The organism is Kribbella sp. NPDC054772, assembly GCF_053611945.1.
This window is the reverse complement of sequence record NZ_JBSHBJ010000005.1, coordinates 17,693-30,833: the sequence shown is the minus strand read 5'-3', so window position 1 is coordinate 30,833 and position 13,141 is coordinate 17,693. Positions and strand designations below refer to the sequence as shown.

13 protein-coding genes are annotated in these 13,141 nt (G+C 69.2%); 5 read left to right on the top strand and 8 right to left on the bottom strand.

Annotated features, from left to right (window positions below):
- Positions 1 to 26: 26 nt before the first annotated feature.
- The gene (locus tag ACWGID_RS10415; RefSeq protein ID WP_452196136.1) at positions 27 to 1,928 is read right to left on the bottom strand and encodes a penicillin-binding transpeptidase domain-containing protein; all 1,902 of its coding nucleotides are present in this window, start codon (positions 1,926 to 1,928) and stop codon (positions 27 to 29) included.
- Between the two features lie 242 nt (positions 1,929 to 2,170).
- Here ACWGID_RS10415 and ACWGID_RS10410 point away from each other — a divergent pair, with 242 nt between their 5' ends.
- Positions 2,171 to 2,500, top strand: a complete 330-nt coding sequence (locus ACWGID_RS10410) for an L-rhamnose mutarotase (protein WP_452196135.1) — start codon at positions 2,171 to 2,173, stop codon at positions 2,498 to 2,500.
- Positions 2,501 to 2,580: 80 nt separating this feature from the next.
- Positions 2,581 to 3,144, top strand: coding sequence for a hypothetical protein (locus ACWGID_RS10405; protein ID WP_452196134.1), 564 nt, complete (start codon positions 2,581 to 2,583; stop codon positions 3,142 to 3,144).
- A gap of 6 nt (positions 3,145 to 3,150) precedes the next feature.
- Here the strand turns inward: ACWGID_RS10405 and ACWGID_RS10400 are convergent, their stop codons facing one another.
- From ACWGID_RS10400 to ACWGID_RS10380, 5 genes are all read right to left on the bottom strand, one after another.
- A complete protein-coding gene (locus tag ACWGID_RS10400) occupies positions 3,151 to 3,852 on the bottom strand; it encodes a pirin family protein (RefSeq protein ID WP_452196133.1) in 702 nt (233 codons plus the stop codon).
- Positions 3,853 to 3,857: 5 nt separating this feature from the next.
- On the bottom strand, positions 3,858 to 4,364 hold the full coding sequence (locus ACWGID_RS10395; protein ID WP_452196132.1) for a DinB family protein: 507 nt from the start codon (positions 4,362 to 4,364) through the stop codon (positions 3,858 to 3,860).
- A gap of 78 nt (positions 4,365 to 4,442) precedes the next feature.
- Entirely contained in the window at positions 4,443 to 5,846 is a 1,404-nt protein-coding gene (locus ACWGID_RS10390; RefSeq protein WP_452196131.1) for a S1C family serine protease, read from the bottom strand.
- 101 nt (positions 5,847 to 5,947) lie between these two features.
- Positions 5,948 to 7,438, bottom strand: coding sequence for a sensor histidine kinase (locus ACWGID_RS10385; protein ID WP_452196130.1), 1,491 nt, complete (start codon positions 7,436 to 7,438; stop codon positions 5,948 to 5,950).
- Positions 7,439 to 7,542: 104 nt separating this feature from the next.
- A complete protein-coding gene (locus tag ACWGID_RS10380) occupies positions 7,543 to 8,235 on the bottom strand; it encodes a response regulator transcription factor (protein ID WP_387769088.1) in 693 nt (230 codons plus the stop codon).
- A gap of 117 nt (positions 8,236 to 8,352) precedes the next feature.
- Between ACWGID_RS10380 and ACWGID_RS10375 the strand changes: the two genes are divergently transcribed.
- Positions 8,353 to 9,342, top strand: a complete 990-nt coding sequence (locus ACWGID_RS10375; RefSeq protein WP_452196129.1) for an acetamidase/formamidase family protein — start codon at positions 8,353 to 8,355, stop codon at positions 9,340 to 9,342.
- Here ACWGID_RS10375 and ACWGID_RS10370 read toward each other — a convergent pair.
- Both ACWGID_RS10370 and ACWGID_RS10365 read right to left on the bottom strand, forming a co-directional pair.
- The gene (locus ACWGID_RS10370; protein WP_452196128.1) at positions 9,335 to 10,309 is read right to left on the bottom strand and encodes a TIGR03560 family F420-dependent LLM class oxidoreductase; all 975 of its coding nucleotides are present in this window, start codon (positions 10,307 to 10,309) and stop codon (positions 9,335 to 9,337) included. The genes ACWGID_RS10375 and ACWGID_RS10370 overlap by 8 nt on opposite strands.
- Positions 10,306 to 11,205 carry a DMT family transporter gene (locus ACWGID_RS10365; protein WP_452196127.1) on the bottom strand — a complete coding sequence of 300 codons (900 nt, stop codon included), beginning with the start codon at positions 11,203 to 11,205 and terminating at the stop codon, positions 10,306 to 10,308. Before ACWGID_RS10365 ends, ACWGID_RS10370 begins: the two co-directional genes overlap by 4 nt.
- A gap of 75 nt (positions 11,206 to 11,280) precedes the next feature.
- Here ACWGID_RS10365 and ACWGID_RS10360 point away from each other — a divergent pair, with 75 nt between their 5' ends.
- Together ACWGID_RS10360 and ACWGID_RS10355 are read left to right on the top strand one after the other, a co-directional pair.
- The gene (locus ACWGID_RS10360; RefSeq protein WP_452196126.1) at positions 11,281 to 11,736 is read left to right on the top strand and encodes an Lrp/AsnC family transcriptional regulator; all 456 of its coding nucleotides are present in this window, start codon (positions 11,281 to 11,283) and stop codon (positions 11,734 to 11,736) included.
- A 78-nt stretch (positions 11,737 to 11,814) separates the two neighbouring features.
- Positions 11,815 to 13,026: a pyrophosphate--fructose-6-phosphate 1-phosphotransferase gene (locus tag ACWGID_RS10355; protein WP_452196125.1), complete on the top strand. Its 1,212-nt coding sequence runs from the start codon at positions 11,815 to 11,817 to the stop codon at positions 13,024 to 13,026.
- Positions 13,027 to 13,141: the final 115 nt, after the last annotated feature.

Below are 13,141 nucleotides of genomic sequence, written 5' to 3'. Positions count from 1 at the left end.
GCTTTCAGCCAACTCTCAGGAACTTCCTACTTGAAGCTGGACAGGAACGTCTTCAGGATCGGGCCGGCCGTGTGCGAACCGGACTCGCCACCCTCCACGATGACCGCGAACGCGACATCGCCGCGGTAGCCGGCCATCCAGGCGTTCGTGGTGACCTTGCCGTTCACGACGACCTCCGCGGTACCGGTCTTCGCGGCGACCGCGCCGTTCCCGGCCAGCACCTTCGCGGTACCACCGGTGACCGTCGTCCGCATGAACGTCCGCAGCGCCGCGACAGTTGCTGCGGGCAACGGTGAGGCGGCCGCGCCGGCCGCGTCCTTGCCCGGCACCAGCACCGGCTTCATCGCGGTCCCGTGGTCGACCGTGGCGGCGACCAGCGAGATCGCCAGCGGGCTGGCGGTGACCGTGCCCTGGCCGATCATCGAGGCCGCTTCCTCGACGTCGTCCTTCGGCGCCGGGACCTGACCGCCGTACGCCGAGAGCGACAGGTTCAGGTCGCGCCCGATGCCGAACATCGCCGCGGCCTTGGTCATCCCGTCCTTCGGCAGCCGCGCGTGCTGCGAGATGAACGCGGTGTTGCAGGACTCGTTGAACGCCTTCTGCATCGTGCCCGCGCCGTACGCCGCGAGCGCGTCGTAGTTCTTGAAGGTCTTACCGAACACGTTGATGGTGTCCGTGCACGGGAGCGGGGTCGCCGCGGTCTCACCGTTGCCGAGCAGCGCCGCCGAGGTGACGATCTTGAACGTCGAGCCCGGTGCGTAGCGACCCTGGAAGGCGCGGTTGTAGCTCGCCACCTGCGGGCCGTTCGCGGCCGCCAGGATCTGGCCGGTGGACGCCTGCACCGCGACCAGCGACGCCGGCAGCTTGCTGGTCGCCAGCGCGGCCTCGGCGGTCTTCTGCATGTTCGTGTCCAGCGTGGTCTTCACCGGCTTGCCGGCGGTGCCCTGCTGGCTGAAGACGGTCTTGATCGTCAGCTTCGTCTTGCCGTCCCGCAGCGTGACCGTGCCGCCCGGCGTACCGGCGAGCTGCTGCTGGAACGCGTACTGCAGGCCCGTCGTGCCGACCTGGTCCTGGGTGGACGCGGTCGGGCCGGCGTTCTTCAGCGTGTCCGCGGTCGCGGTCTTCATGGTGCCGATGAGCGACCGGGCGAACGTCGCGTTCGGCGGCAGCGACTGGGTGCCGCCCATGGTGAGCACACCCGGCAGCTTGCTCATCGTCGGCCGGAGCGCCTCCCACTCCTCGGCCCGGATCGTGATCGCGTCCACGAACTGGCCGGCCGGCGCCGCCTTCGCCCGCGCGGCGAGCTTCGTGCCGTCCACATCGAGGTACTTCGTGAACGCCGCGTACGTCGCCGCGGTGGCCTTGGTCCCCGCCGCGACGCCGACGATCACGACCTGCCGGTTCGCGGTCAGGGCGACCCCGTTGCGGTCCAGGATCGAGGCGCGGGCCGGCAGCGCGCGGACCCGCTTCAGGTAGTTGTTGTCGCCGAGGCCGGGGTAGATCGTGTCGCCCGCGGCCTTCACCTTCCAGGCGTCGCCGGTCTTCACCGCGGTCGCCGTACTGGTCCACTTCATCGTGCCGATGCCGCGCAGTTGCGCCTCGACGGCGAGCTCCTGCGTGCAGTTGTTCCCGTCGCTGCACTTCGGGTCACCCTGCGGAGCCACCGTCACGGTGCTCGCGACGAGCGCGCTGTCGACGTCGTCGAGCCGCTTGGCGAACACCGTCGGGTTGTCGGTGAGCGCCCCGGCCGCGTCCGGCTTCCCCTCTGGCGCCCAGGCCTTCACCCAGGCGTCGGCGAACTGCTTGATCACCGCACCCGACGCCTGCTGCTCGTCGCTCCCGGACTTGCCGCCGCCGGATTTGCTGTCCGAACACCCGGCAGTGATCAGCAGACTACTCAGACAGACGATCGCAGTGGTTCGCTTCACTTTCCCAACTCTCGCACGACGACGGATGGACACCGGGGCACAGTCTTCGGCGTGTGGCCGCTTCGCCACCAGGGCGAAACTACTCAATCCACCCAAGTACGACGCCCCTGACCGCTCAGGAGTTGGCGGCAGAGGCGGTGCGAATCGGGGGCGAGAGGCTGCGTGAATCGGCGGCGAAGAGGTCCACCGAGATTTTGGAACCGCGTTCCACGCGTGCCGCGCGCGGCGTATCCTGCACCTTTGTGACCCGCCTTGCGCTGCACAGCCGCCTGATTCCCGGTACCGAAGAGGCCTACGAGATCGAGCACGCCCGCGTCTGGCCGGAGCTGATCACCGCGATGCACGCCGCGGGCATCAGCGACTGGTCGATCTGGCGCAGCGGCCGCGACCTCTTCCACCTGGTCGTGTCCGACGACTTCGAGGCGGCGGTCGCATACCTCCGCAACGATCCGACCGACCAGCGCTGGCAGCAACACATGAGCCAGTTCGTCGAGGGCTTCGCCCAGAACCCCGAGGGCGTCGCCGGCCAGTCGTTGCGGCACGTCTGGACGATGAGCGAACAAGCCGACTAGCCGAAGGTCCCGCGCGACGGGGTCCTTCCGGCGTTGTCGCGGGCCGTTCGCGGGCCGACCGTGGTGGATGGGAGGTCGCCATGGTCGGAGACGTGCAGCACTTCCGGCTACCGACGGCATTGCCGCGACTGGCGAGATGCGCGGCGCGGACCGGCGTACAGCTGGCCCAGGGACGGGTCCGGCAGCCTCGGGAGCGGGTCGGGGTGTGGGTGCGGTTCGCGGACGGCTCGAGCTCGTGGGTCTACCGGGAGACGGTGCTGACCGGGGCTGAGCCGCTGGATCCGTGCGTGTTGATCGTCGGGTTCAGCCTCCGGTTCGTCCGCGGGCAGGGGCATCGGTGGTTCCGGGCCGAGAGCCTGCTGAACACCCCGCTGTTCGTCGGCTTCCCGGGGTTCGTGTCGAAGCTGTGGTTCGCCGCCGACGAGTTCGGGATGTACCGCGGTTGTTATGACTGGGACGGGCCGGCTCAGGCCGAGGCCTACCTGCGTTCCCTGTGGTGGCCGCTCGCGCTTGTCTGCGATACCGCGACGATCCGGTACCAGGTGCTGCCGGGGCTGCGGCGTGACGACGTACTCGCTGATCCGAGCCTCGCGCTGGCAGCGACCGGGCCGGGGCAGTGGTGGCGGCCCGCGCAGGCCTGGTGAGGGGTGCTAGCCGACCATCTCCCAGAGGAGCAGTTCCGCTCCTGCCGGGCCCGCGGTGACGCGCTCCCCGTCCGAGCCGGTGAGGCGTACGGCGTCCGCCGTGCCGAGATCGCCCGCGCCCTCGAGCTGTGCCGTGCCGCTCGCGACGAACAGATGCAGGTACGGCGCCTGCGGCAGCTCGACCGATCCGCCGGGGGCGAGTCGCGCGACCGACAGACCGGCGGACGGCTGGTTGATGCGAATCGCGGTGGACGTCGCGTGCTTGGCGAGCCCGGAGGCGACCGGGATCAGCTCGCCGGTGGTCAGGTCGAGTTCGGCCTGCTCGTACGACGGCGGCAGGTCGAAGCGGTCCGGGCGGACCCACATCTGGATGTAGTGGACGGGCTCGGTGCCGTCGTTCCACTCCGAGTGCTGGATCCCGGAGCCGGCGCTCATCCGCTGCGCCAGGCCGGGGTGGATCGCGCCGCTGTTCCCCTGCGAGTCGCGGTGCGCCAGGGCGCCCCGCAGTACCCAGGTGACGATCTCCAGGTCCTGGTGCGGATGCGTCCCGAACCCGCTCCCCGGCGCCACCGTCTCGTCGTTGTGCGCCATCAGGAACCCGAACCCGACATTCGCCGGATCGTAAAACTCCCCAAACGAAAACGAGTGCCGAGAGTCCAACCACTCACTCGCAGTCCGGAACCGGTCCTCCGCGCGCCGAATCTCCACGACGACTAGTAATACCCCTTCTGCCCGTCGAGCAGCTCCCGCATGGTGTCGAGATGCCCGAGGTGCCGGCCGACCTCCTCGACCATGTGGATGACGATCCACCGCAGCGTCGGCTGGAACTCCGCGTCCTTCGCCACATCGTCCAGGGAGTGCGCCGCGGTGATCTCGTTCGACTCCGCCCACTGCGCGTCGAACTCGTCCAGCAGCTGAGCCAGCGGTACGCCGTCCTCCACCAGCCAGTCGGCGCTCTTCGGCTCCTTCCGGAACTGCGGGTTGGCTGCCTCCGGCTCACCCAGGAAGATCACGTTGAACCAGCAGTGCTCGGTCCAGCGCAGGTGCGACACCAGCCCGACCGGCGTCATCAACGGCGACGTCGGAAACACCGCCCGGCGTTCGTCGGCCTCCGCCAGCCCTTCCAGCTTCCGCCGTACCAGCGCGCGCTGCAGGTCCAGCCAGCCCACCAACTGCGTCCGCTCGTCCGCCACCAACGGCGGCCGCTGCTCATAGCTCATGCCAGGACCGTACCGGTCACAAAGAAGGACTGCGCCGCTCGGTGGGCGGCGCAGTCCGGTATTGGGTTGGACGCTTGGTCAGCCGGTTGGGTTCCCGTTGTCGGAGCCGAGTGTGGCGGTGATGGTCTGGGCCTTGCCACTGCGGGTGAGCGTGAGCTTCACCTGGTCGCCCGGGCGGTGCGAACGGACAGCGGCGACCAGCGCGTCCCCTGACGAGATCGCCTTGCCGTCCACAGCGGTCACCACATCACCTGACTGGAGACCGGCTTTGTCCGCCGCACCGCCGGACGTGACCTCGCCGAGGCGTGCTCCGTTCGTGAGCCCGTCGGAGGACTGCGCGTCGCCGACCGTCACACCGAGCCGCGCATGCGTGGCCTTGCCCTTGGCCACCAGTTCGTCGACGATCGGCTTGGCCTGGTCGATCGGAATCGCGAAGCCCAGGCCGATGTTGCCGCCTTCGGATTGTCCCGATCCGCCGGCGGTCTTGATCGCGCTGTTGATACCGACCACCTGGCCGGCGAGGTCGATCAGGGCGCCGCCGGAGTTCCCCGGATTGATCGCGGCGTCCGTCTGGATTGCTGGAAAGACTGTCGTACTGTCCTGCTGCGAGTCGCCCGAGGTCACCGGCCGGTTCAGGGCCGAGACGATACCGCTGGTCACGGTCGCCTCCAGGCCGAACGGCGAGCCGATCGCGACCACGCCCTGGCCGACCGCCAGCTTGCCGCTCTGCCCCAGCGTGGCCGGCGTCAGATCGGTCGCGTCGGCGTGGATGACGGCGAGGTCGGTGAGCGGGTCGGTGCCCTTGACCGTGGCTGATACCGTCCGGCCGTCGTTCAGCACCACGCTCAGCTTCGCGCCCTGCCCGGCGCCCGAGACCACGTGGTTGTTGGTGACGATCAGGCCGTCCTTGCTGATCACGATGCCGGACCCGGTCGCCTCACCCTGCTGGGTCGCGACCGCGATCTTCACCACGCTCGGCAGTACCTTCGCGGCGGCGCTCTGCACCGAGCCGTCCGGCGTCGACACCGGTGCCGCCTGGTTGCCGTTCAGCGGGGCGGTCACCGACGGGGTGTTCGCGGTGTGGTCGTTGGTGGCCGAGTAGACGGCCGCGCCCCCGACACCGCCCGCCGTACCGACCAGAAGCGCGGTCAGCGCCACCAGCGCCAGTCCGGCGCGCCGCTTCGGCTTGGCCGTGGCCGTGGCCGCCGCGGGCTGCGGTCCGAAGGGCCAGTTCGGCTCCGGAGACGTCCCCCGATGCGTCCCCGGAGCCCCGAACTGCGGGTAGCCACCCCCACCTGCGGGGTACTGGCCCGGCCGCTGCCCTTGCGGCCCCGACTCCGGCCGTGGCTGCCCACCCTGCGGCGCGTACTGCTGTTGCTGATGCTGCCCGTACATCGGCAACTGCTGCGTCCGCTCCGGCCCCTGCGGTCCCTGTGGGTTCTGGCCGGGCTGGTTTGGCTGCTGCGGCTGGTTCTCGGTCATGGCAATTACTGTGTCGGCCGGACCTGAGAGGCCCCTGAAGATCCGCTCGGAGTGGCCGAAGAACTCTGTGAAGATCCCCTGAAGGATCTGTTGGGAACCTGTCAGCGACTCTGCGTCGCCGCGTGCGGCAGCCAGAGCGTGAACTGCGCCCCGGCTCCGGGCACGTTTCGCGCGTAGATCATCCCGCCGTGCTGCTCCGCCGCATGCTTCACGATCGCCAGGCCGAGGCCCGATCCGGGGCGGCTGCGCGCCTCGCTGGAGCGGTAGAACCGCTCGAACACGTGCGGCAGGTCGGCCTCGGCGATGCCCGGCCCGGAGTCGGTCACCGTCAGTACGCCGTCCTGCAGGCGCACCGTCACGTGCCCGACGGACTGCCCGTCGCTGTGCTGCTCCGAGTCCTCAGGAACGCTGTACTTCGCGGCGTTGTCCAGCAGGTTGGTCACGGCACGCCCCAGCAGCCGCTCGTCACCCCACACCGGGAACGGAGACAGCTCGACGTCCCACTCCAGCCCGGGCGCGCGTCGGCGTACCTTCAGCACTGCGTCTTCAACGACGTTGGAGAGCTCGATCAGCTCCGCGTTGCGCACCTGAGGTGTGTCGCGGGCCAGCTCGGTCAGGTCGCCGATCAGCGTCGTCAGCTCGTCCATCTGAGCGCGTACGTCGTCCAGTAGCTGCTGGCGATCCTCGGGACGGAGACCGCCGCGTTTGTCGGCCTGAGCGAGCAGATCCAGGTTCGTCCGCACGCTGGTGAGCGGAGTGCGCAGCTCGTGGCCGGCGTCACCGACAAGGCGGCGCTGGCGGTCGCGGGACTGCGCGAGCGCACCCAGCATCGCGTTGAACGCATTCGCCAGCCGGGAGATCTCGTCCGTCCCCGCCACTGGGATGGGTTTCAGGTCCTCCGTCCGTGCGACGTGCTCGGCCGCACCGGTCAGCCGGGCCAGCGGCCGTAGACCGGACCGGGCGACGGCATTGCCGGCCAGTGCGGCGCCGATGACACCGATCAGGCCGAACGCCCACAGCACGATGCCCAGGTTGTGCAGGGTCTGGTCGATCGACCCCAGCGACTGCGCGACCACGAGCGCACCGGGTTGCAGGAAGTTCGCGTCCTCCTGGCACTCGTTGCTGTACCCGGCCGGACAGTAGCGGGCCGCGACCGCGACAACGCGGTAGTGCGGACCGTTCCGGACGCCCACAGTGCGCAGGCTCGCCTGGTTGCCCTGGTCGCGGGCGATCTGCAGCTCGTCGTCCCCCATGGGCGGCAGCGGGCTGTTCTGGGCGCCGTACTGGACGCCGTCGGCGCTCAGCACGCCGACCCGGATGTCACTCAGGCCGAGCGCGTCCGCGGAGGCACGGCGCAGGTTCTCCAGGTTGGTCAGGACGCCCTTCTGGGACGCCTGGCCGGCGCGCTGGATCAGGCTGTCGTCGAGGTTCTGGTACATCTGCTGACGCACCGTGATGTACGCCGCGACGCTCACGATCGCCACCGCGAGCCCGACCGCGACTGCCGCGAGCAGCGTCACGCGGGCATGCAGACTCAGCTTGTGGAGCGTCTCGTTCCACCAGTTCTGGGTCCGGGCCGCGGTCGCGGCCACACGACTTCCATTGCTACTGGCAACGGGCCGTTCGGGTTGCGGTTGCGCCTGCGGTTGCGACTCCCGATCGGCGTACGACGGGAAGTCGCCAGGGTGCTGCTGACTCACGGTGGGGTGTCTCTCAGTACGTATCCGATGCCGCGGACGGTGTGGATCAGCCGGGGCAGACCGTTCACCTCGGTCTTGCGGCGCAGGTATCCGATGTAGACCTCGAGCGAGTTCGCCGTGGTCGGGAAGTCGTAGCCCCAGACCGCGTCCAGGATGACGGCGCGCTCGAGCACGCGGCGCGGGTTGCGGATCAGCAGCTCCAGCAGCGAGAACTCGGTGCGGGTGAGCTGGATCGGCATGTCACCGCGGTGCACCTCGTGCGCGTCGACGTCGACCACGAGGTCGGCGTACTGCAGCACTTCGCCGCGCTGGCCGCCCTCGCCGGGCGTGGTGCTGCGGCGCAGCAGCGCCCGCAGCCGGGCCAGCAGCTCCTCGAGCGCGAACGGCTTGGTCAGGTAGTCGTCGCCGCCGGCGTCCAGGCCGTCAACCCGGTCCGCGACCGCGTCCCGCGCGGTGAGCACCAGGATCGGCACATTGTTGCCGGCGGCCCGCAAGGCCTTGGTGGTCTCGAGCCCGTCCAGCCGCGGCATCATCACGTCCATCACGACGACGTCCGGCTCGACGTTGCCGATCACCGCGAGCGCCTCGGCGCCGTCGGACGCGGTCACCACCTCGAAGTCGTTGAACTCCAGCGAACGGCGCAGCGAGTCCCGGACCGCCCGGTCGTCGTCCACCACCAGTACCCGCATCGTCTGCCCCGCTCCGCTCGAAGTTCCGCAACCGAGAGTAAGTCGCAACTGTGAGAATCGCCTGAGAACCCGCTGATCGCTCGCCCAATACCTCCTGTACACCTTAAGTTGCCAAGCGTGGACGTTCTGGAATTCACCCCCGAGCCCGCCGACTTCGCCTGGACCTTCGGAGGCGTCCCACCGGTTCGCCGGGTCAATCCCGGTACTGCGCTGCGCCTGTGGACCGAGGACGCGTTCGGCGGGAGCCTGCGCAGTACGTCGGACCTCGCGAGCGCCTCGCTGAACATGCCGTTCGTGAACCCGCAGACGGGCCCGTTCTACGTCGAGGGTGCCGAACCGGGCGACACGCTGGTGCTGCACCTCGTCGAGCTGACGCCCGCACGGAGCTGGGGCGCCTCGGCCACCATCCCGTTCTTCGGCGGGCTGACCAGCACCGACCGGACCGCCACGCTGCAGGACCCGCTACCGGAGCGGACCTGGATCTACGAGGTGGACAGTGCTCGGCAGACCGTCGGGTTCCAGGCGCAGGGCAGCGACCTGGAGGTGGCGCTGCCGCTGGAGCCGATGCTCGGCACGGTCGGAGTGGCACCGGCGGGTGGTGAGGTTCGCTCGGCGCTGGTGCCGGACACGTTCGGCGGCAACATGGACACGCCCGAGATGCGGGCCGGCACAACCTGCTACCTGAGGGTCAACGTCGAGGGTGCCCTGTTCTCCGTCGGTGACGGCCACTACCGCCAGGGTGAGGGCGAGTCCTGCGGTACGGCGGTCGAGGGCGCGATGAACGTCGTACTGATCGTCGACCTGCTGAAGACGCCCGGACCGGTCTGGCCGCGGTTGGAGAGTGACGACTACCTGGCCGTCGTCGGGTCGAGCCGGCCGCTCGAGGACGCCTGGCGGGCTGGTCAGGTCGACATGGTCAACTGGCTCGGCTCGCTCTACGGCCTGGACAAGCTCGACGCGTACCAACTGCTCAGCCAGGTCAGCGAGGTCCCACTGGCCAACGTGGTCGACGCCAACTACAGCGTGGTCACCAAGATCCCGAAGCGGCTGCTCCCGCAGGTGACGGCGTACGACGGCATCCACCAGCACCTGCGTTCGCTCAGCTGAACTGGGGTACGACGTCCTCTGCGAACCGCTGCATTGGTTCGTGGTCGTAGGCGACGCCGGGGATGTACGAGATCACGTAGTCGATGCCGGCCTCGGCGAGGCGTTCCACGTGCTCACTCAGCTGTTTCGTCGTGACCACCTCCGCCAGCACGTGCGACGTCCCGCCGGAGCCGATCTCCAGGAACTCCTCCAGGCTGTACCGCCCGCGTGCCTTGGCCGTCGCGCTGACCGGGTCCGCGCCCGCCTCGACCGGGAAGACGTTCAGACTGGTCGACTTGGTGATCTCGTCGTAGTCGCGGCCGACCTCCTCGCAGTGCTGCCGCAGGATGGCGAGCTTCCGCTCGATGACGTCCACCCGCCCGGTCCCGACGTTGCAGGCGTCGCCGTACTTCGCCACGAGTCGCAGCGTCACCCGCTCGCCGCCCCCACCGATCCACAGCTTCGGTTTGCGCCGCGGGACGACGTACGGCTTGTCGACCGCGTGGTACTGCCCCTGGAACTCCACGTCGTCCTCTGTCCACATGCGGTGGATGAGTTCGACGGCCTCGACGAAGGAACCCATCCGCTCCTTCTGGCTGGTCCAGGGGTACCCGTAGGCCTTCCACTCGTGCTCCGACCAGCCTGCGCCGATACCGGCGTACATGCGGCCGTGGCTGGCGACATCGACCGTGGCGGCCATCTTGGCGAGCAGTGCGGGGTTGCGGTACCCGTTGCAGCCCACAAGCTGGCCCAGGTTCACCCGGGTCGTGTCGCGCGCCAGTGCGGCCGTCGTGGTCCACATCTCGAAGACGGTCTCGCGGACCGGCTCAGGCACGGTGTGGAAGTGATCGAACAGCCAGATCGAGTCCCACGGACCTGCGTCGGCTGCCTTGGCCACAGCGGTCATTGCCTCCCACTGCTCGACCGGGTCCGCCAGCTCGACCAGATCCATCCGCCAGCCCTGCGGAACGAACACACCGAACTTCATGCAGTCCTCCTGGAGATTGCGACCCCGGCGAGGCACAGTGCGCCACCGGCCAAGGCCAAAACGGTTGGAGCCTCACCAAGGAACAGCCACCCGAGCACGATGGCGACAGCCGGTACGGCGTACACGGTGACGCCCATCCGACCGGCGCTGGTACGGCGGAGCGCAAAGGCCCACGTGGTGAAGCCGAGAGCAGTGGGGAACGCTGCGAGGTACACGGCCCACCAGATGGTCGCTGCGTCGGCAGTGCGCAGCTCACTGACCAGAGTGGGCGCGAACGGCAGGCAGATGACCGCACCGATGGTGCAGGCGAGCCACGTGACTTCAGCGGCCGGTAGCCGACTCAGGAGTGGCTTCTGCGTCACCACACCCACGGCGTACGAGATCGCGGCGACGACGCAGAGGACGACGCCCCAGGTCTCGGCGTTGCCGTTGGAGGTCGACGTACCGATGACGACGATGCCGGCGAACGAGACCAGACCGCCGATCACCAGCTGTTTGGGAAAGCCCTCACCGAGACCGATGCCTGCGAGTACGGCGATCAGTAGTGGGGCGATGTGGACGAGCATGGCCGACGTACCGGCGTCGAGGCGGCGCTCGGCCTCGTTCAGGGCCAGGTTGTAGACGCCGAACCAGAGCACGCCACACGCGATCAGCGGCAGCCAGTCGCGGTGCGCGGGCCAACGGCGTACGGAAGGCTCTGGGCGCGGCCGGGTGAGTAGGAGTGCGCCGAGGAAGACGCTGCCCAGTCCGAGCCGGGCCAGGGCCAGGGAGCCCGCGGAGAACTCCGCGCCGGCGTGCCGGATGGCGACGAAGGACGACGCCCACAGGACGACCGTGACCGCGGCGGCGCCCGTCGCGAGACCGGTGCGGGACGGAGCTTCGACGAGTGAAGGCACGGTCACTACAGTAGAAACGGACGTTCGGTGATTCCATGGCAGTTCGGAGCCGAGGAGGCGGTCTTGCTTACCGAAATGAGAAGTCCCGTGCTGGATGAGCTCAATACCCGGATTCTGAACGAGCTGACGGCGGATCCCCGGCTGCGGACCACCGAGCTCGCTCGCCGGCTCGGGGTGTCGACGCCGACGATCCGGGAGCGGGTCGCTCGGCTGGAGGAGTCCGGCGTGATCCGCGGGTACCGCCTCGACGTCGACCCGGCGGCGCTCGGCCGGCCGGTCGCGGCCTGGGTGCGACTCCGGCCCGGGCCGAATCAGATCCCGAAGATCATCGAACTGGCCGGACGGACGCCGGAGGTCGTCGAGTGCCACCGGATCTCCGGCGAGGACTGCTTCCTGATGCGCGTCCAGGTCCCCGAGATCGCCGCCCTCGAGGACGTCCTCGACAAGTTCCTGATCCACGGCCAGACGACGAGTTCCTTCATCGTGTCCACGCCCGTCCCGCCACGGAGCGTCCCGCTGTCCGTTGGGTGAACCCCAACCACCCTCAAGAGTGGTCTGCATCACTAGTCTGGTGGCGATTTCAGCGACACTCCCGGAAGGACCTGGACCATGGCTGCCGACAAGTCTGTCCGCAGAGTTGCCCTGCTCACCGCCGGCGGGCTCGCGCCCTGCCTGTCGTCCGCCGTCGGCGGACTGATCGAGCGCTACACCGAAGTCGCGCCCGACGTGGAGATCATCGCCTACCTGAACGGGTACCACGGCCTGCTCAGCGGCCGGTTCCTCGACGTCACCCCGGAGGTGCGGGAGCAGGCGTCGGTGCTGCACAAGTTCGGCGGCAGCCCGATCGGCAACAGCCGGGTGAAGCTGACCAACACCGCCGACCTGGTCAAGCGCGGCCTGATCCAGGACGGGCAGAACGCCCTCCAGGTCGCCGCCGAGCGGCTGGTCGCGGACGGTGTCGACGTCCTGCACACCATCGGCGGTGACGACACCAACACCACGGCCGCCGACCTCGCGGCGTACCTGCACGAGCACGACTACGACCTGACGGTCGTCGGCCTGCCGAAGACCATCGACAACGACGTGATCCCGATCCGGCAGAGCCTGGGCGCCTGGACCGCGGCCGAGCAGGGCGCGCTGTTCGCCCGCAACATCATCGCCGAGCACAGCTCGAACCCGCGGATGCTGATCGTCCACGAGGTGATGGGCCGGAACTGCGGATGGTTGACCGCGGCAACGGCACAGGCCTACCAGCAGTGGGTCGACGAGCAGGAGTGGAACCCGGGCATCGGCCTGACCAAGGGCGGCTGGTCGGTGCACGCGGTGTACGTGCCGGAGGCAACGATCGACCTGGACGCCGAGGCCGAGCGGCTGCGCAAGGTGATGGACTCCGAGGACTGCGTCAACATCTTCCTGTCCGAGGGCGCCGGCGTACCGTCGATCGTGGCCGAGATGGAGGCGCGCGGCGAGGAGGTCGGGCGGGACCCGTTCGGGCACGTCAAGCTGGACACCATCAACCCAGGTGCGTGGTTCGCGAAGCAGTTCGCGGAGCGGATCGGCGCCGAGAAGACGATGGTGCAGAAGAGCGGGTACTTCAGCCGCTCGGCCGCGGCCAACGACCGCGACCTCGCGCTGATCAAGGAGTGCACCGACTACGCCGTCGACGCGGCGCTGCGCGGTGAGTCCGGCGTGGTCGGCCACGACGAGGAGCGTGGCGACGAGCTGCGCGCGATCGAGTTCCCGCGGATCGCCGGCGGCAAGGAGTTCGACCCGGGCGTGGAGTGGTTCGTCGCTCTGAAGTCGGAGCTCGGTCAGAGCTAGAGCTGACCGCGGAGGGGGGGGGGGGCGCCGGGGCGGGCGGGGCTGCTCGCGGGGGTCCCGGGTACGGGGTTCGGCGTACCGCCGCCCGGATTGGTGCGGCTGCACGACTCTGGTG